Annotated in this window: 23 protein-coding genes and 2 tRNA genes; 14 read left to right on the forward strand and 11 right to left on the reverse strand. The window is 61.6% G+C overall.

The window, feature by feature from the left end; all coding sequences use genetic code 11:
- Window positions 1–475 precede the first annotated feature (475 nt).
- The 3 genes from ACYQ47_RS28235 to ACYQ47_RS28245 all read right to left on the reverse strand — a co-directional run bounded on the left by ACYQ47_RS28235 (window position 476) and on the right by ACYQ47_RS28245 (window position 3,129).
- Window positions 476–1,708 carry a tetratricopeptide repeat protein gene (locus tag ACYQ47_RS28235; protein ID WP_459908007.1) on the reverse strand — a complete coding sequence of 411 codons (1,233 nt, stop codon included), beginning with the start codon at window positions 1,706–1,708 and terminating at the stop codon, window positions 476–478.
- 143 nt (window positions 1,709–1,851) lie between these two features.
- A complete protein-coding gene (locus tag ACYQ47_RS28240; protein ID WP_459908009.1) occupies window positions 1,852–2,532 on the reverse strand; it encodes a PspA/IM30 family protein in 681 nt (226 codons plus the stop codon).
- 207 nt (window positions 2,533–2,739) lie between these two features.
- Window positions 2,740–3,129 (reverse strand): plasmid mobilization protein, encoded by a 390-nt coding sequence (locus ACYQ47_RS28245; protein WP_459908011.1) that lies wholly within the window; start codon window positions 3,127–3,129, stop codon window positions 2,740–2,742.
- Window positions 3,130–3,685: 556 nt separating this feature from the next.
- On the opposite strand from ACYQ47_RS28245, the gene ACYQ47_RS28250 reads away from it, so the two are divergent.
- On the forward strand, window positions 3,686–6,256 hold the full coding sequence (locus ACYQ47_RS28250) for a penicillin-binding protein 1A (protein ID WP_250509062.1): 2,571 nt from the start codon (window positions 3,686–3,688) through the stop codon (window positions 6,254–6,256).
- A gap of 73 nt (window positions 6,257–6,329) precedes the next feature.
- On the opposite strand, the gene ACYQ47_RS28255 is transcribed toward ACYQ47_RS28250, so the two are convergent.
- The 3 genes from ACYQ47_RS28255 to ACYQ47_RS28265 form a co-directional block, all read right to left on the reverse strand.
- The gene (locus tag ACYQ47_RS28255; RefSeq protein WP_250492331.1) at window positions 6,330–6,770 is read right to left on the reverse strand and encodes a copper chaperone PCu(A)C; all 441 of its coding nucleotides are present in this window, start codon (window positions 6,768–6,770) and stop codon (window positions 6,330–6,332) included.
- 7 nt (window positions 6,771–6,777) lie between these two features.
- Window positions 6,778–7,140, reverse strand: coding sequence for a copper homeostasis periplasmic binding protein CopC (gene copC, locus ACYQ47_RS28260; RefSeq protein ID WP_244825279.1), 363 nt, complete (start codon window positions 7,138–7,140; stop codon window positions 6,778–6,780).
- 81 nt (window positions 7,141–7,221) lie between these two features.
- Window positions 7,222–7,593 (reverse strand): DUF2946 family protein, encoded by a 372-nt coding sequence (locus ACYQ47_RS28265; RefSeq protein ID WP_459908014.1) that lies wholly within the window; start codon window positions 7,591–7,593, stop codon window positions 7,222–7,224.
- A gap of 201 nt (window positions 7,594–7,794) precedes the next feature.
- On the opposite strand from ACYQ47_RS28265, the gene ACYQ47_RS28270 reads away from it, so the two are divergent.
- From ACYQ47_RS28270 to ACYQ47_RS28280, 3 genes are all read left to right on the forward strand, one after another.
- Window positions 7,795–7,871 (forward strand) — tRNA-Met (locus tag ACYQ47_RS28270).
- Window positions 7,872–8,086: 215 nt separating this feature from the next.
- Window positions 8,087–8,584 carry a heme-degrading domain-containing protein gene (locus tag ACYQ47_RS28275; RefSeq protein WP_244825277.1) on the forward strand — a complete coding sequence of 166 codons (498 nt, stop codon included), beginning with the start codon at window positions 8,087–8,089 and terminating at the stop codon, window positions 8,582–8,584.
- A 45-nt stretch (window positions 8,585–8,629) separates the two neighbouring features.
- The gene (locus ACYQ47_RS28280) at window positions 8,630–8,968 is read left to right on the forward strand and encodes a DMT family transporter (RefSeq protein ID WP_244825276.1); all 339 of its coding nucleotides are present in this window, start codon (window positions 8,630–8,632) and stop codon (window positions 8,966–8,968) included.
- A gap of 15 nt (window positions 8,969–8,983) precedes the next feature.
- Here ACYQ47_RS28280 and ACYQ47_RS28285 read toward each other — a convergent pair whose 3' ends face one another.
- Entirely contained in the window at window positions 8,984–9,334 is a 351-nt protein-coding gene (locus ACYQ47_RS28285; protein ID WP_459908017.1) for a hypothetical protein, read from the reverse strand.
- Between the two features lie 273 nt (window positions 9,335–9,607).
- Here ACYQ47_RS28285 and ACYQ47_RS28290 point away from each other — a divergent pair, with 273 nt between their 5' ends.
- From ACYQ47_RS28290 to ACYQ47_RS28315, 6 genes are all read left to right on the forward strand, one after another.
- Window positions 9,608–9,898, forward strand: a complete 291-nt coding sequence (locus tag ACYQ47_RS28290; RefSeq protein WP_244825274.1) for a hypothetical protein — start codon at window positions 9,608–9,610, stop codon at window positions 9,896–9,898.
- The gene (locus ACYQ47_RS28295; RefSeq protein ID WP_244825273.1) at window positions 9,898–10,251 is read left to right on the forward strand and encodes a hypothetical protein; all 354 of its coding nucleotides are present in this window, start codon (window positions 9,898–9,900) and stop codon (window positions 10,249–10,251) included. Before ACYQ47_RS28290 ends, ACYQ47_RS28295 begins: the two co-directional genes overlap by 1 nt.
- A gap of 175 nt (window positions 10,252–10,426) precedes the next feature.
- Window positions 10,427–10,711 carry a DUF1488 family protein gene (locus tag ACYQ47_RS28300; RefSeq protein ID WP_459908019.1) on the forward strand — a complete coding sequence of 95 codons (285 nt, stop codon included), beginning with the start codon at window positions 10,427–10,429 and terminating at the stop codon, window positions 10,709–10,711.
- A gap of 174 nt (window positions 10,712–10,885) precedes the next feature.
- Window positions 10,886–11,068 (forward strand): hypothetical protein, encoded by a 183-nt coding sequence (locus ACYQ47_RS28305; RefSeq protein ID WP_244825271.1) that lies wholly within the window; start codon window positions 10,886–10,888, stop codon window positions 11,066–11,068.
- A gap of 79 nt (window positions 11,069–11,147) precedes the next feature.
- A complete protein-coding gene (locus tag ACYQ47_RS28310; protein WP_459908022.1) occupies window positions 11,148–11,792 on the forward strand; it encodes a TetR/AcrR family transcriptional regulator in 645 nt (214 codons plus the stop codon).
- Between the two features lie 91 nt (window positions 11,793–11,883).
- Entirely contained in the window at window positions 11,884–12,996 is a 1,113-nt protein-coding gene (locus ACYQ47_RS28315) for an enoyl-CoA hydratase/isomerase family protein (protein WP_244825269.1), read from the forward strand.
- A 23-nt stretch (window positions 12,997–13,019) separates the two neighbouring features.
- On the opposite strand, the gene ACYQ47_RS28320 is transcribed toward ACYQ47_RS28315, so the two are convergent.
- The 4 genes from ACYQ47_RS28320 to dusA form a co-directional block, all read right to left on the reverse strand.
- On the reverse strand, window positions 13,020–13,445 hold the full coding sequence (locus tag ACYQ47_RS28320; protein WP_459908024.1) for a hypothetical protein: 426 nt from the start codon (window positions 13,443–13,445) through the stop codon (window positions 13,020–13,022).
- Between the two features lie 114 nt (window positions 13,446–13,559).
- Complete coding sequence (locus tag ACYQ47_RS28325) at window positions 13,560–13,799, reverse strand: hypothetical protein (protein ID WP_250464741.1); 240 nt, start codon at window positions 13,797–13,799, stop codon at window positions 13,560–13,562.
- Window positions 13,800–13,943: 144 nt separating this feature from the next.
- A tRNA-His gene (locus tag ACYQ47_RS28330) sits at window positions 13,944–14,019 on the reverse strand.
- Between the two features lie 117 nt (window positions 14,020–14,136).
- Window positions 14,137–15,141, reverse strand: a complete 1,005-nt coding sequence (gene dusA / locus ACYQ47_RS28335) for a tRNA dihydrouridine(20/20a) synthase DusA (protein WP_459908026.1) — start codon at window positions 15,139–15,141, stop codon at window positions 14,137–14,139.
- A 183-nt stretch (window positions 15,142–15,324) separates the two neighbouring features.
- Here dusA and ACYQ47_RS28340 point away from each other — a divergent pair, with 183 nt between their 5' ends.
- The 4 genes from ACYQ47_RS28340 (at window position 15,325) to ACYQ47_RS28355 (ending at window position 17,204) form a co-directional block, all read left to right on the forward strand.
- Entirely contained in the window at window positions 15,325–15,627 is a 303-nt protein-coding gene (locus ACYQ47_RS28340) for a hypothetical protein (RefSeq protein WP_244825265.1), read from the forward strand.
- A 39-nt stretch (window positions 15,628–15,666) separates the two neighbouring features.
- The gene (locus ACYQ47_RS28345) at window positions 15,667–16,059 is read left to right on the forward strand and encodes a DUF5594 family protein (RefSeq protein WP_250492339.1); all 393 of its coding nucleotides are present in this window, start codon (window positions 15,667–15,669) and stop codon (window positions 16,057–16,059) included.
- A gap of 53 nt (window positions 16,060–16,112) precedes the next feature.
- Complete coding sequence (locus tag ACYQ47_RS28350; RefSeq protein ID WP_244825263.1) at window positions 16,113–16,316, forward strand: hypothetical protein; 204 nt, start codon at window positions 16,113–16,115, stop codon at window positions 16,314–16,316.
- Window positions 16,317–16,466: 150 nt separating this feature from the next.
- Window positions 16,467–17,204 (forward strand): SDR family oxidoreductase, encoded by a 738-nt coding sequence (locus tag ACYQ47_RS28355; RefSeq protein WP_244825261.1) that lies wholly within the window; start codon window positions 16,467–16,469, stop codon window positions 17,202–17,204.
- Window positions 17,205–17,278: the final 74 nt, after the last annotated feature.

A 17,278-nucleotide genomic window follows, 5' to 3' on the forward strand; every position in this document is an offset into this window, starting at 1 on the left:
GCAAGCGGTTATCATGCAGTTCCCTCGATGACGACGAGGCGGCGGAGAGCCGCCTCTTTTTTTAACCATGCCATTTCGCTTCTTTTTCCCTGTGCAGTTGCACGAAAGACTTCGCGCGACGCCTGGCGCATGATGCTGCAAGCGTTGATGCGCGTTGCAACCTGGGATCAACTCGAACGCATTTGGGAATTCGTGGTTGGGTTCTTCAAGTTCTTGTGGGCGTTGTTGCGGTTTTTGGGTGGCGGGGGGTGAGCCTTTCGCGTCCCTGATGTATTGAGCTTTTGCGCGGGTTTATGGCAGCAACACTCGTCGATGTGCCGGACTGGGTCGGTCTCCATAGCTGCTAATGCTCGAAATATCGAGCTTTAGCGCACGCTCCACATGCTGAACGTTACGGCCGAAAAGCCAAGCGAGCGCCCCCAAAAAAAACCCCGCACGAAGCGGGGCTCATAACGCGAGTTTCAAACCGCGCGAATCACGTATCGCGCCAGCTATCGTCCGTGCTGCCGAGGTCTACGCCGCCACCGCCATCGCTCCAATCGTTCGAGCCGTTGCCGAAGTCGAGACCGCCACCGCCGCCGCCGCCATTGCCGAAGTCCAGGCCGCCGCCGTTGTCGTTGCGACGTTCCACCGGCACGTCACGCTCGATCACGCGTTCTCGTCCGTTCGACAGCGCTTCGCCAAGCAGAACGCCAGTCAACAAACCGCCCATGCCGCCGCCGAATCCACCGCCGCCTTGCTGAATGACGACCGGTGGCTGTTGCCCTTGCTGCGGATACGGACCCTGTTGAGGATAAGGCCCCTGCGGCCCGTAAGGCTGCTGCTGCCCGCGCCCGAATCGCTCCGCTTCTTGCGCATACGCCGACTGTCCCTGCGCCGCGGCCTGGGCAGCGTTCGGGTCGGGACGGCCTTCGGCGCGCGCCTTCAAACTCGCCACCTGATTTTCCAAATCCTGAATCGCATACGGCGGCACGGGGTTTTTGGCATCCGACAACGCCTCGACCATCTCACGCAATTGCGTCTCGGCGCCTTCCACTTCCTTCAGCAATGCCTCATGCCCAGGCGTCGTGGAAAGCCGGACGTCGAGCTTGAGCGAACGCACTTCGTTCAGCAGTTCGGTCGCGCGCTTGAGTTGCGTGCGACGATCGTCGTCGGCGCGGCCATCGTCACGGACGCGGGCGCGCTTCATTCCCCAGCGCAGCACGAGCGCAATCGCACCGATCAGCACGATCAAGCCGATCCACATGCCGATCGACGGTCCATGTTTCTGCGGCGCGACCTGTGCGCCCTGATTGAACGGATTGGTCGCGACCGCGCCGGTCGAACTGCGCGTCTCGTTACCGGCGTTTGGGCTGATGCTCGCGCGATTCGCATCGGCCTGAATGCGCGCCTGCGTTTCGTTGAAGCGCGCGGGCGTCGTGAAGCCAAGCGCCGGATCGATCGACTGCGCCTGTTGAAGATGCGAAAGCGCGTCGCTATAGCGGCCTTCGCGATCGAGCACCTGCGCATAGAGATAATGCGCATGAGCATTCTTCGGATGCGCGTCGAGCACTTCGCTCAACTGCGAATCGGCCTTTTGCCAGTTGCCTTGCGTCATCGACTGCTCGACTTGCTGCGCGGTTGGCACGGCGAAGGCGAGCGGAGACGCAACCGACAGGCAAAGGGCCAGGGATAGCGAGAGCGCAAGAGCCGACAGAGTCTTTTTCATGTTGCAGGCCGGGCGCGATAAGCACCCGTCTCCTTTCTGAGCTGCAATCGGGAAAGCGGATGCATGCATGCAAGCGCGATACCCGCTGATTCGTCCGACGCGCGCGCGAGCCGCCAGTGCCGCGCCGCGCACTGACGAACATATTACTGCGCCGGCGTATTCAACTGCTTCTTCAGCGCTTCGAGACGGTCTTCCACGGACGGATCGCGATTGAGCGCCGCGAGTTTGTCATCGAGCGCCTTGCCCGACTTCTGATCCGCCGAATTCAGACGCGCGTCCGAGCGCGCGTTGGCCAACTGCACCTTGTCTTCGAGCTTCTGGAAGTCTTCGGACAGATTCTTTCCGCCGATGCCGCCCAGCGCGGTCGCCGCCGTGTCTTTCGCGGTGGCGATCTGCTGCTTGGCCTGCAGAATGTTCGAGCGCGCGTTCAAGTCGTTGCGACGTTGACGCATGTCGGCGATCTGCTGCTTCAAATGCTCCACCGAAGGCACGAGTGTCTGCAATTCGCCGGCGAGGGCATCGCGTTCCGTCTCGGCGTTGGCTTGCGCGGCGAGAGCTTCGCGCGCGAGGCTTTCATCGCCGGTTTGCAGCGCGCGCTTCGCGCCGTCTTCGTACTTCTTCGCTTTCTCGGCCGCGACGTCGCGCTTGCTCTGCTGCGTGGCGACCTGCGCCTCGATTTCGATCAACGAGTTCTCAGCCTTGGCGATGCTGTCGTCGAGCTCGCGCACGATCTGCCGCGCATCGCGCGATGGGTCCTGCATGGTGTCGGCCGCGTCGTTGAGCAGACCTTTGACCGTGCGCGTGATGGAATCCAGAAGCGACATGTATTTCTCCTTGATGAAGACCGCGGCATGCAAGCCCGCGCGGCTCGAATGTGAGGCGCATGGCGCAGGATTGCAAGCGTCGTTGACCAGCCGATGACGACCGGGTTTACCCCGCTTATTAGAGCATGCCGCGCCTTAATCGGGGCTTAAGCAAGGTGAAGGAGTGTAACGTCGTGCAAACGAACGAAGCGGAATACAGCGCGTGCTTCAGTTGTCCGCGCGGCCATCGTCGGTTAGAGAGGCATCGTCGTCCAGAGGTTCGTCGGGACTTGCGGATTCGTCGGGCACAGGAAGGTGCGCAGGCTTCGCGGCCGCGCGCTTGGTGGCGCTTGCCGCTGCTTCCCGCGCCTCGCGGGCCGCGGCCTTGGCGGCGACGCTGCGCAAGACCACGGTCAGTGGATCGGGCGCCTTGGGCGCGCGCAGGCGATCTACGATACCCGCTGCCTTGATCTGCTCGCTCGTCGCGTTGAAGTTGAGCACTGCACGCCGCATCAGCTCGCTCACGCTGATGCCGAGCTGATCCGCCGTGTTGCTGATGGCGAGTTTCTGCGCCGGGGTCACGAAAACAACGATGCGTTCGGTAGGCTTGGTCGTCATGAGCAGCTCGCAAACAGTAGGGCGGTTGTAAGCGCGTAAGCGCGTTGGCACAAGTTGGGCGCTTGAACCGCGTTCCCTATCATCAAACGGCACGACTTCTTTACCGCAACTTCTGGCGCCACTCTTAGAACCTGAGCGGCTTAAAACCAATCATATCGGTTTCGCGGGCTCGCGCGTGCGGCCGCGACCGCATGGCGACGATCCTCGGGCATTTCGCAAAACTGCTCTGCGATCAACCACTTGGCTATTTTCTCATACGGTTGTCCACAAGGCTCTCAACACTTTCGGTGGATAACCCCGGTGCAACCCCGATCGTTTCCGCCGAAGACCGGGTTTCGGGCGCCACATCGGCATTTACTTACAAAAAATCGCGACGGGTTTTGTAGCGTCGCCTGCGAATTCTTTAAAATGCGCTGTTATTCACGGTTACCCGTCCCATACGGTCGAAGCCGGCCTGCCCATTCGCTTGGTCCCGTCTTTCTGAAAGTGCTCAGGCGCTGACATACCCAAGGCGCCACAGAGCGCGCGCTTCGAAGCGCGCGGAACGATCCCAGTCATGCCTATCATCAAACGACCCGACTCTACGAATTCATCGCGACTGAATCGCGAACCTCGCTGGAACGACTCATCCAACGATGCCGGCGGCGGCAATGGACGCAACGGCGGCAACGGACGCGATGGCGGCAATGGCGGCAATGGCGGCAATGGCGGCCGCAATGGAAAGAATGGCCGCGACGGGCGCGATTCCCGACGCTCGCCGCTCGCGCGCGTCGCGCTGTGGTTCGCGGGGCTCGCGGCTATCGGCGTGGTGGTGGGCGGGCTGATCGTCGGCTATGCGCTCGTCGTGATGGAGCCGAACCTGCCTTCGCTCGATGCGCTGATCGACTATCGTCCGAAAGTGCCGCTTAGGGTCTACACGTCGGATCACGTGCTGATCGGCGAATTCGGCGAAGAGCGCCGCAGCCTCGTGCGTTTTCAGGACATTCCCGACCAGATGAAGAAGGCGGTGCTCGCCATCGAGGATTACCGCTTTTACGATCACGGTGGCGTCGATTTTATCGGCATTCTGCGTGCTGGCGTGAGCGACATCACGCACGGCGGCGCGTCGCAAGGCGCAAGTACGATCACCATGCAGGTCGCGCGCAACTTCTTTCTGTCGAGCGAAAAGACTTATACGCGCAAGATCTACGAGATGCTGCTCGCCTACAAAATCGAGCGCGCGTTGACGAAAGACCAGATTCTCGAGTTGTATATGAATCAGATCTATCTCGGCGAACGCGCCTATGGTTTTTCCGCCGCGGCGCGCGTGTATTTCGGCAAGGACCTGAAGGACATCACGCTTGCCGAAGCCGCCATGCTCGCCGGTTTGCCGAAGGCGCCGTCGGCATATAACCCGGTGGTCAATCCGAAGCGCGCGAAGGTACGTCAGCAGTACATTCTGAAGCGCATGTTCGATCTGCACTTCATCTCGCGCGAGCAATACGATCAGGCGGTCGCCGAAGAACTTCGCACGAAGTCGGGTGGCACCGAATACGGCGTGCATGCGGAGTACGTCGCGGAAATGGTGCGGCAGATGATGTACGCGCAGTACAAGGAAGAAGCGTACACGCGCGGCCTGACGGTCACGACGACCATCGATTCCGCCGATCAGGACGCGGCCTATCGCGCCGTGCGCAAGGGCATCATGGATTACGAGCGGCGTCACGGTTATCGCGGGCCGGAAGGCAGCATCGCTCTGCCGGGCAACGCGGACGATCGCGCCGAAGCCATCGAGGATGCGCTCGTCGATCATCCGGACAACGGCGAACTCGTCGCTGCCGTGGTGACCGTGGCGAACGCGAAGCAAGTGGTCGCGCAATTCGTCGGCGGCGATACGGCCACCATTTCCGGCGAGGGCCTGCGTTTCGTCGCGGCCGCGCTGCGCAACAATGCATCGAAGGCGCTTGCCATCAAGCCGGGTTCGATCATTCGGCTGGCGAAGGACGCAAAGGACACGTGGCAGATCACGCAATTGCCGCAAGTGGAAGGCGCGCTCGTTTCGATGGTGCCGCAAGACGGCGCGATCCGCGCGCTCGTCGGCGGCTTCGACTTCAACAAGAACAAGTTCAACCACGTGACGCAAGCGTGGCGTCAGCCGGGTTCGAGCTTCAAGCCGTTCATCTATTCGGCCGCGCTCGACAAGGGCTTGGGACCGGCGACCATCATCAACGACGCGCCGCTGTACTTTCCGCCCGCATCGCCCGGTGGCGACGCCTGGGAACCGAAGGACGACGATCAACCCGACGGCCCGATGTCCATGCGCACCGGCTTGCAGAAGTCGAAGAACCTGGTGTCGATTCGTATCCTGTCGTATATCGGCACGAGCTACGCGCAGGACTTCGTCACGCAGAAGTTCGGCTTCGACAAGGACAAGACGCCGCCGTATCTGCCGCTCGCGCTGGGCGCGGGACTCGTCACGCCGTTGCAGTTGAGCGGCGCGTACTCGGTGTTCGCGAATGGCGGCTATCGCATCAACCCGTATCTGATCGGCGAAGTCGCCGATGCGCGCGGCAGCGTCATTTCGCGCGCCGATCCGCTCACGGCCAGCAAGAACGCGCCGCAGACGCTCGAACCGCGCAACGCTTACGTCATGAATAGCCTGTTGCATACGGTGGCGACGGCGGGCACGGGTTCGGGCACCAACGTGCTCAAGCGCAGCGACCTGCAAGGCAAGACGGGTACGACCAACGACGCCAAGGACGGCTGGTTCGCGGGCTATCAGCATCAGCTCGTCGCGGTGGCGTGGATGGGCTACGACCAGCCGAAGACGCTGGGCAGCCGCGAGTTCGGCGCGCAGCTTGCGTTGCCGATCTGGGTCGACTTCATGGGACGCGCGTTGCGCGGCATCCCGCAGGAACAGATGCAGCGGCCCGACGGCGTGACTACCGTGGACGGCGAACTGTTCTATGCCGATCGCACGCCGGGTGCGGGCTTCGTTGCGAGCATCGGCATGGACAACGTCAATCCGACCGCGGGCGATACCAACACTACCGGCGGCGTCGGCCCGGCGGGCATGCAGGCGCCGCCCGCGCCGCAAGTCACCACCGATGAGCGCAAGCAGATCATGGATATGTTCAATAAGCCGTGATGGGTAAGGCAGGATAAAAAAACGCGCCGTGGTTCTAAACGAACCCGGCGCGTTTTCTTTTGGTGACGGTGCTTCAGTTACCGACCGTCGCCGCGGACTTCACCGCGCAACTCACATCGAGCGTGCTCTTGTCCGCGAAGCTGAACGTGAGCGGAATCGTCGAGCCGATCTTGAGTGGCTTGCCCGGCTGTTCGAGCATCACGTGATAACCCTTCGGTGCGAACTGTAGCGTGCCATGCGCGGGGACATCGACGGAATCGACGGGGGCCATCGTCGCGGTGCCGCTTTTGGTATCCGACTTGTGCATCATCGCCATGCCGAACGCGGGGGTATCGACGCCCGTGAGCGTGACGGCTTTGTCGCCATTGTTGGCCAGCGTGAAGTAGCCCGACGAAGGCAGGTTCGGCGGCATTGCGCGAACCCAGCAATCGCGCGCTTCGAGCGGCGCGGCATGGGACAGCGTCGCGAAAGATGCGCACGTCAGCGCGCTGAACAATACAGCGATTTTCTTCATTGCTTTCTCACTTGACCGTGAAGTTATAGTTGCCCTGCGTGCGATGACCATCGGCGGCGACAGCTGTCCATTGCACTTTGTAGACGCCCGGCTGCAAGTCGTGAAGTGCGACGCTCATGTGCTTTTTGTCTTTCGTATCGACGACGGACTTTTCGGTGTTGACCTGCTTGCCCTGACCATTGGTCACGGTCAGTTTGCTGAAGGTCGGTTCGAGCGCTTCGCCGAAGTCGATCGATACTTCGTGCGGCGCGTTGACGGTCGCGCCGGGCCCAGGCTGTTGCAGCTTCGGCAGCGCGTGCGCGAACGCAAACGACGCCGATGCGAAGAATGCGCAAGCCAGCGCGCCGCGCAAGGCGGATAGGGTACTCATGATGCATCCTTGTGATTTTCACGCTTGCCGCGCGAAGCGTGCAAACGCGAGGTATGGCATGTCGGAAGAGGGGAACGCGTATCAGGCGAGAGCAGGCGGCGCGCGAGGCAGCGCCACGCCTGGCGGCATGCGATGCGGCGCGGTGCTGTTTTGCTTGGCGACGAAAGTATCGTCGGCCAAAGTCGATGCCGCGAAGCCGTGCGGCATCGATGGCGGCGTAGGCGCATGCGCAAGCAGGTCGCAATATCCGCACGCTTGCAGATGCGAAAGAGCGTCATGGTTCGCGTGCAATGCGGTATCGACCGTATGCGCGATGCCATTCGAGCTCGACGCGCATATGGACGAGAAGAGCGCTTCGACGCGCTTGCCAGCCAGCGTTTGCGATACGAGCGACGCGAACGAAAGCAGCAGGATCGCGCATAGCGCAGCGAACCCGCTTAGCTTTCTGATCATGCCGCGACGCAAGTAATGCATGCCGTGCCCGAATCTTTTTTCAATGCTCGATGACCGATCGATTATGCCATGCGTCCCGCGATGGCCTTTCGACTAAACCAATGAAGTTTTGCTGCCCGCGTGAGATGAGCTTACGTAGAAGAACGCATGAAGACCATTGCGCTTGAGTAAGTGATGACTTATAATCTTTTCTTCGACGGACGCGGGGTGGAGCAGTCTGGCAGCTCGTCGGGCTCATAACCCGAAGGTCGTAGGTTCAAATCCTACCCCCGCAACCAAGCATTCAAGCAAAAGCCCGGTTAAAGCCGGGCTTTTGCTTTTCCAGCACGCAGTTGCATACATGTATGGGCGCAGTACTGGAAGTAAGGCAAGTCGCAATACCTCCACTTCATGACCAGACGCGGCGCAACGCCTGCGTATCCCTCGTGTCAAAATCCCCTAAAGCTCGTCAGCGCTAACGCACATCGAACCTTTTCAAAGGACACACGCCATCATGGATATTCCTCACGATCTGCAGATCATCGCGCATCAGGAACGCGCGCTTGTGTTCCCGCAGTTTCATGCCGATGAAGCCTGGCAAACCGGCACGCAACTGCGCGAGATGGCGATGGCGCGCGGCGCGGTCGTGGTCATCGATGTGCGTACGTTCGGTCAGCGCATGTTCTTCGCTTCGCTCGATGGCGCCACGCCCGACAACGCGCGCTGGGCAGAACGCAAGGCGAAGACTGTCGAACACTTTCGCCGCAGTTCGTACGGGCTCGGTCTCTCGCTGCAACAGGCGGGCACCACGCTCGCCGACAAGTACGGCCTCAATGCCGCCGATTACTCGGCGCACGGCGGCGGCTTTCCGCTGCGCGTCGCGAATGTCGGCGTGATCGGCTCCGTGACGGTGTCGGGGCTGCCTCAGCGCGAAGATCATCAGATGGTGGTCGAAGCGCTATGCGCGGTGCTCGGCCATGACTTCGCCGCACTGTCGCTCGGCCGCGTCTGAGCGTCGTCACGCATTCCAAAGACTCAACGGAGACCGAACCAGCCGATGCGTTCCACCGCTTATGTGTTGCTTGCGATTGCGATCGTCGCGGAAGTCGTCGCGACCTCCGCGTTACGCGCCTCCGATGGCTTCACGCGCGCGTTACCCGCAACCATCGTCGTGATCGGCTATGGGTTGTCGTTTTATCTGCTGTCGCTGACCTTGCGGACCTTGCCGGTCGGCCTCGTCTATGCCGTGTGGTCGGGCGCGGGCATCGTGTTGATTACGCTCGTCGCCACGTTCTTCTTCAAGCAGACGCCCGATATTCCCGCCATGTTGGGCATGGGGCTGATCGTCGCGGGCGTCATCGTGCTGAACGTGTTTTCGAAGATGAGCGCGCATTGACGCGGCGCGGCACCGCTACTTGCAGCGTACGATCATCGAGCGATTCTTGACGTTTGCCGTCACGACGTTGCTCAAGCCGCCGCCGCTCGGACCGCCTTCCTCGTTGTCCTTCGACACGATGTCGTAACCCGTCGCGCCGCATGCCTTGCCCGCGAGCACGTAGCAGCTCGCCCAGCTCGATCCGGCATCGGCGCCGCTGCAGTTCACTGCGTAGCCCGTCTGGCCATCGGGAAGACTGATGAGCGATGCATCGTTGGACGAAGCACATCCGCTCGTTCCGGCGATGGCAAAAACCGCGATCAAGGCGATGCCAGGCGCCGCCGCGCGCGCGATGAGCCGACGTGAGCGCCGATCGAATTCCTTCATCTTTTCCTCGTGATTGCAATGACTTCGCCGCAGGACATTTTGTCGGCGGCTTTTTGGGATACGCATTGTCCCATACGCTACACGCGCCGTAAAAAAGCACGGTGGCTCGAACCGGGCGCGAGGCTTGCGAATCATCGAACGAACGGCGTTAAGCGGTAAAGACAGTTTCGCGTGAACTATTTTCCGGATCGCGCGCCTGATAGATAGCAAACGCCGGTTGTAATTGCCGCATGACGTGTGATTCGTCGCCAACATAAAAAGGAGGTCAACACGATGGCCGAAAGAGTGACCGGTCCTTACCGAGGGTATTACATCAGCGCGTCCGCCCGGCTCGTGCAGGCGCACGATGGCGATCGCAACGAAGACAACGCCGGACAGGCGCTCAAGCCGATCTATGTCGGCTCAGTGAGCCTGGCGCGTGGTGGTCCGGACGATGTGCATCGCTTCGAGGCGCTCGTCGATCTCGGCCCGGAACGGCGCTTCGCCACCGAGGATGCCGCGCTTGCGCACGTCGAACAGGCGGGGCGCGAGTATATCGACCGCTTGTTGAAACCGATGACGTGATGCGCCCCGTTCATCTCCGGCACGCGGTGCTTTATGACATCGCCAACTGCCTGATCGACCTCTTTCCGAGCGGCGCGGATATCGCGGAGATCGGCCTCGAAGCCACGCCCGCGTTGTTCGTGAGCTGGCGCACGAGCGGGGTGGCGAATCATCCGGGCAACATCGCCTGGGGTGTGCATTATCGGTTCGAGCCGCAGGTACTGCGCGACTATCCGCATCTGTCGGAGGAGGCGCGTGAGCGCGTATGCGAGCGGGTGCGCGACATGAGCCGCCTGCTCGATTTCAATTACGCCGATCCGCTGGCGAGCTCGCTGCTCGTCGTCGATGTGAACGAGGACGTGCTCGCAGCCTGACGCTTTACACTGCGCGCCGCTGGACCGCGCCGCATCGACGCAGTTACCATAAGCGCCTCGGTCCTTTGCTCGAAACCAATCCTGCAGGGAACGCCTGAACGACTTTGCGTCGGTGCTGTAACACTCCGGGGCCGGTTTCTTCGGACAGCAACCGCGCCTGAGCCACGAGAACATCATGGACATCCGTTTCCTTCCGGACGCACCCGGTTATTGCGACTCCAACCTCACCATCGAATTCGCCGCGCTCGTCGACGGACGACGCGTACCGTGCGCCATATCGGTGGAAGCGCTGGAGGATCATTTCGGCGCCGAGACTTACGACAGCCGCGGCTGGATCGACGCTTTCGATGCAGGCCGTGCGCGCATCGAAGCCGTGGCGCGCGAGCATCTGGAAGTCACGAATGGCATGCCCGTGCTTCTCAAGAGCGGTCATTTTCCGCCAGGACGTGTGCTCGCCTGAAAGCGGCGCACGCTAGCGTTCCGTCAATTCGACTGCGCATCTCCGCTTTGCGAGTACTATCTCGCTACAGGCCGCACGCATGGCGATTCGTGCGGCACGACATTTGCTCTGGATCTGCGCTTCATCGTGCAAGCCACAACGAGCAACCATTATAAAAAGTCGCGCGGGGTCGTCATGTTTCTCTCCTTTTTCCACTCGCTTATCGAGTCGAACGCACTATGGCTCATCTGGGCAGCCGTCGGTGTCGTTTTTCTGGGTCTATGCATCGTCTTCGCCTCCGTGCTGCTGGGCGAATCCGACGAGCCGCTTTATCGAGCCGCGCCTCGCGATAGCGACAGCGGCAAGATGATCGTCTGATCGTTTTGCTGGCTAGCCGCGCCGCTTGCGCGGTGACCATTCGCGTCATGCAAATTCGGGTTTGACTAGCCGACAGGCGATGTCGACAATATCCCGCATGGATCTGCCGCGACACATATCGACACCACCGGGCAAGGCGCGTGAGCTGCGGCAAGAGCAGCGGGATGCCTTGCGCGGGCGCATACTCGACGTATCGCGAGCTATCGTGAAGCGTGAAGGCTTCGCAGCACTTTCGATGCGCCGGCTCGCGCAGGCAATCGACTATTCGCCTGCCGCTTTGTACTTGCATTTTCGGAGCCGCGCGGACATCGCGCACGCTTTGTGCGTGGAAGGACATGCGACATTGCGCGCGGCATTTGCGCCGCAAGCGAGCATTGCCGATCCCGCCGCGCGTCTTAGAGCAATGGCGCGCGTCTATGTCGAATTTGGCCTGGCCGAGCCCGAGACGTATCGGCTGATGTTCATGGACGCGGACCGCCGCGGCGATGGAACCCATGGCACCGATGACGGCATGGCTGCGCTTTCGTCGATGACCGATGCCTTCGTCGAACTACGCGCCGCGGGGCGGCTCAAGCGCCTGCCGCCGGAGACACTGCCGGCCGATTGCGCTCAGGCGTTGTGGGCGACTTTGCATGGCATCGTCGCGCTGGCGCTGTGCGGCGTATCGCGGGCAATGCCTGCGGCCGAGAAACTCGAGTTATCGCTCGACGCGTGGCTCGCGTAGTGAACAACAGGTTGACCGCAGGTTGAGTACTGGCTGGCATCTGGCCTGCCAAACTGACTGACAGAACGAACCGACCCGACACTCCAACACGATGACCACCGAAGATATCCGTATCGACTCCGCCAACGGCATCGGCTTCATTGCACTCGATCGCCCGAAGGCTCTGAATGCGCTGTCCGCGCCCATGTTGCGCGCGATCAGCGAGGCCTTGCGCGCCTGGCGTCACGACCAGGCAATCCGCACCGTCGTGGTGTATAGCCCGCACGTGCGGGCGTTTTGCGCGGGCGGCGATATCCGCTTTCTCTACGAGTCGGCGCAGGCGGGCGACCGCGATTCGATCGACGCGTTTTTCACCGACGAGTACAAGCTCAACCACGCGATCTTCACCTTCCCGAAGCCGTATATCGCGGTGATGAACGGCGTCGTGATGGGCGGCGGCATGGGTATCTCGCAAGGCGCGCATCATACGGGCGGGCTGCGAATCGTCACGCAGTCGACCAAGATGGCGATGCCCGAGACGCGTATTGGACTCTTTCCCGATGTCGGCGTGAGCTGGTTTCTCGCGCGCGCGCCTGGCGCGATCGGGCGTTATCTGGCCGCGACGGGCGCGAGCATGGGCGCGGCCGACGCGCTCTATGCGCGCATGGCCGACGCTTATCTCGACGATGGCGCGTTGCCGGGCTTGATCGAATCGCTACGGCATCAGCGCTTTCTCGATGGCGTGGCGATTGTTCGCTTTGTCGAAAACGAGACGACGAAATACAAGGTGAGCCCGACGCTCGACCGCAGCGCGCTTGCCGAGGGACGCACGCTTATCGACAAGCATTTCGCCACGGGCAATGGCGCCGCGATTCTCGCATCGCTCGCGCGTGAGACGGATGGCGCCGCGCGCGAGTGGGCCGAGCGCGTGGCGGCGGAACTGCGCGAACGTTCGCCTTTGTCGGTGGATGTCTCGCTGCAGCAGGTGGATCGCGCGCGGTATTCGTCGATGGCGGAGACCTTGCGCCGCGACCTCGATCTCACGCGCACGACGTTCGAACGCGGCGATGTGATCGAGGGCATTCGCGCGCGTATCGTCGACAAGGACAATCAGCCGAGCTGGAAGATCGCGCGGGCGGAGGAGGTGGGCGTCAAGGATGTCGAACGTATGTTCGAGAGTGCCTGGACGCCGGCGACGCATCCGCTGCGTTTGCTCAAGGACTGAGCGTTCTTAGCGAGAACGCGCGATCAACGCGACTCGTTGCCGGCCGAGAAAGCGCGCATGAAGACGAGCGCGCCCCAGCCCCAGATTGCGTTGGCGATGAAGTTGGGCGCGAGTCGCGGCAGCATGTTGCCGCTTGGCCAGATGCCGCGCGCGGGATCGATCACGAATGCGCCGACCGCGGTCAGCACGATGCCGCCGAATACGAGCGAGCCAATCCACGGCGCGCGGTTCTCCGGCGCGACGCGCAAGAGCCACGAGAGCAGCACGCCGAACACCGCGCTCCATAACGCATTCGCGATAAAAGTTGGAATGCCGAGCGGCAGAAAAGGGCTGATGGAAAAGCCGGCTTGATCGATGAGACCTGCTGCATGCAGCAGCGCGAGCGTCGATTCCCGAAAGAAGAGTGCGGCAAGAAAACCAGAAACGAACGGCAGAATGACTTTATGCATTGGCAGGACCGCTTGCGGCGAACCGCGGCTCTCGTTGGTTGTCGTGACGCGCCATTATAGGGGCGCGCAAGCCGGTGTCGAAGCGATGCCTAAGCAGATATGACGCGGACGCGCTTACTTTGCAATGGCGTCGCTCGCCGGACTGTGATGCAGCATGCGGTCGCTGTTGGGCGGCGGGTTGGGGCGCTTCACCGGCATGTTGTCGGGATTGTTCGGGCGCGTGGTCTCGGCGGAAGGCGAGCCGGGTGCGCTCGGCGGCTTGACCATCGAGGCGTTATCGTCGGGGCGCGCAGTTTGGGCTTGCACCGCTACGGCCGAGCAGATGAGGAGAAGCGCGAGGGTCGTTTTTTTCATGTCGAGTCTCCACGATCGAAGCCGCGACTGGAGCGCCGCGGTCTTTGATGAGACAGGCGCGTCGGCTGAAAATTCGCGGAAGATTTCGTCTTTCGGAAAAGCAAAAAGCCCGGTCAATTGACCGGGCTTTTTGCTTTGATTCCGTGGGGTGGCTGATGGGACTCGAACCCACGACGACAGGAATCACAATCCTGGACTCTACCAACTGAGCTACAGCCACCACTGAACTACCAGATTCCATCTTGCTGAAAGTTGCTCAGCAATCAAGAAGCGAGATTATACGAACTAAAATTGCGCTTGCCTAGCCCTTTCACGCATCTTCGTTCGCGAGACGGCTTCAGGATTCGATAGCTTCCACACCTTCGCGCAAATGAGCACGCGCTTCGTCGAAAATCGCAAGATCGCCGGTTGCCAGCCGCCGGCTATCGGAAAGCACGCGCCGCCATCCACGCGCACCGGCAGTGCCGCGATACAGCCCAAGCGCGTGACGTGTCACCGCGCCGAGATACGTGCCGCGCGCAAGTTCGTTGCGTGCATAGCCAATGAGTCCGGCTTCGATTTCCTCGCGTGAAGGAATCGCCGTCGTCGCGCCATAAAAGCGTGTATCGACGCCCGCGAGCACATACGGGTTGTGATAAGCCTCACGGCCCAACATGACGCCATCGACGTGTTTCAGATGTTCCTCGACCTCGTCGAGCGTCTTGATACCGCCGTTGATCGAAATCTCCAGATGCGGAAAATCCCGCTTCAGTTGATACGCATATTCGTATTTGAGCGGCGGAATCTCGCGGTTCTCCTTCGGGCTCAGGCCTTTCAGGATCGCGTTGCGCGCATGGACGATGAACACTTCGCAACCCGCATCGGCGACGGTGCCGACAAAATCGCGCACGAACGCGTAGTCCTCGACCGAATCGACGCCGATACGGTGCTTGACCGTCACGGGAATCGACACGGCATCGCGCATGGCTTTCACGCCGTCCGCTACTAGTTGCGGCTCTTTCATCAGACATGCACCGAACGCGCCGCGCTGCACGCGCTCGGACGGGCAGCCGCAATTCAGATTGATTTCGTCATAGCCCCACTGCTCGCCGAGCTTCGCGCTCTTTGCCAGATCGGCCGGCTCGCTGCCTCCGAGTTGCAACGCAATCGGCGCTTCGGCGGGCGTAAACGCAAGGTGACGCGCGACATCGCCGTAAAGCAGGGCGCCCGTGGTCACCATCTCTGTGTAGAGGTAAGCGTGCCGCGACACGAGCCGATGCAACGAGCGGCAATGCCTGTCGGTCCAGTCCATCATCGGAGCGACGGACACGCGGCGGGGGCTGATTTTTTGAACGGCGGACATGTGGAGCGACTGACCGTGGCACGGTCTGCATCGGTTTAAGGCGAAGGTGTGATTTTACCGCAGTGCGGCGAAGCGCTTTGTCGAAAGGCACGTCTCGACAGACACTCGAACCAGCCAACCCCCACACCTCCCCCGTGCTAGCATCATCAAACCACCATTCCGAACACGGCAACGGAGGCAGCCATGACTACCTTGGCGATAGACGGCGTGCGCTGGGTCAACGATCGCGTGACCAACGTGCGCTGGGGCAGCTTCGATTCCGCGACCAACGACTGGGCCGCGCCCACCACCATCGTGGAAGTGCAGGAGGTCGTGGACGCCATCAAGAGCGGCAAGGAAGTCCGCACGCTCTTTACCCTCGGCGGTCGCACTTTTCTCGGTCCGAAAGTCAGCTCGCTGCCCTACGCGAACGGCCATATCGGCATCGAAGCGCGCGTGCAAGACGGGCAGATCGAAAAATCGCTCGAGGATTTGCCGCCAGTCTGACGGCGTGCCGCACGCATTGAAAGCACACGGAGAAGGGCGTTGAACCGGGAGCAGGCGCTTCGCTTCGAAAGCGAATTCATGCCGCGTATCGCCGAGCGAGTGGCGGCGCTGCTTCACGGCGTGCGCGTCGATATCGTTCCCGGCGAATATCCGCACCAGCCTGCCAAATTGCACCTCAGCGCTCAAACCCCACCGCATGCGGACGACGAGCGCGCGCGTGGTTATCCGTTGCCGCTCAACATCTTTCTCACGTGGGACGACGAGGAGATCGAGCGTCTCATGCATCCGCACGGGGAGGCGCGCTTTATGCGCTATCTGGACGCACTCGACATCAAGTTCGCGGCCTGGCAAGGCGCACGCGATGTCGATATGGTCACGCGCTCGCAGGCCGAGACTTCCGTGCTGCTTGGCGGTCTGGATTTCGAAGCCTGAGCGACGTTCGTCGTCACCGCGCGTGTCGTGGTTCCACCAAGGAGGAGGTCAGGATGACATCGTCAAAAGAAGGCAACGTCCGCGCGTTCGTGCAGACGGCCGAGCAAGCGGGCGGATTCGTCTGGGTACTCGTGCTAGTCGATTTCGAAGCGCGCGAAGTGAGACGCGCGCTCGTATCGGAAGAGAACTTCGCTACCGCCGATGCCGCGCGCGACGCCGGCAACGATCAGCTAAAAGGCATGAGCAACGATCGCTGAGGCTAGGATTGGCAATACGCACGGTTCGCAGCCGTGCGCCGCTAAACTCGTTCGACAATTCCGCACATTTTCCTCGATTTACCCGCACGGCATTGCTCGCAAAGCCCGCCATACTGCTTTCACACTGATCAACGTTCAAAGGAGAACGTCATGAATCGCTTCGAAGGCAAGACAGTTCTGGTTACGGGCGGCAACAGCGGCATTGGTCTGGCGGCGGCGCAGGCATTCGCCGCGGAAGGCGCGCGCGTCGTCATCACGGGTCGCGATGAAGTCTCTCTCGCCAAGGCGCGCGAGACGCTCGGCGCTAACGCCGTCGCCATACGCAACGTCACGGGCACCATCGCCGCCGCGCAGGAACTCGCGCGGCATCTCGGCGACGCGCACATCCGGCTCGACGCCGTGTTCGTCAATGCGGGCGTCGCCACGTTCGCTCCGTTCGTCGACATCGACGAGAAAGCGTGGGACGAAACCTTCGCGATCAACGTGAAGGGTCCGTATTTTCAGATTCAGGCGCTCGTGCCGCTACTGAACGAAGGCGCATCCATCGTGCTGAACGGTTCGATCAACGCGCATATCGGCATGCCCGCTTCGTCGATCTATGCCGCGAGCAAGGCAGCGCTCATCTCGCTTGCGAAGACGCTCTCGGCGGAATTGCTGCCGCGCGGCGTGCGTGTGAACGTGGTGAGCCCCGGTCCCATCGCGACGCCTTTGCACGACAAGCTCGGCCTCGCCGATGAAGCCGCCGCGCAACTGCAAAGCCAGATTCCGCTCGGGCGCTTCGGCAAGTCGAGCGAAGTGGCGGCGACGGTGCTGCTGCTGGCGTCGGCGGAGGCGGGGTTCATCGTGGGCTCTGAACTAGTGATCGATGGCGGGATGAGTCAGCTTTGAAGCCGGTGCGGTGATCGACGGCCGCGCGTGGTTGCGCGGTCGTGTCTGCTGCCTGCGAACCGGGACACGACGCG

This window comes from Caballeronia sp. HLA56, assembly GCF_054655155.1.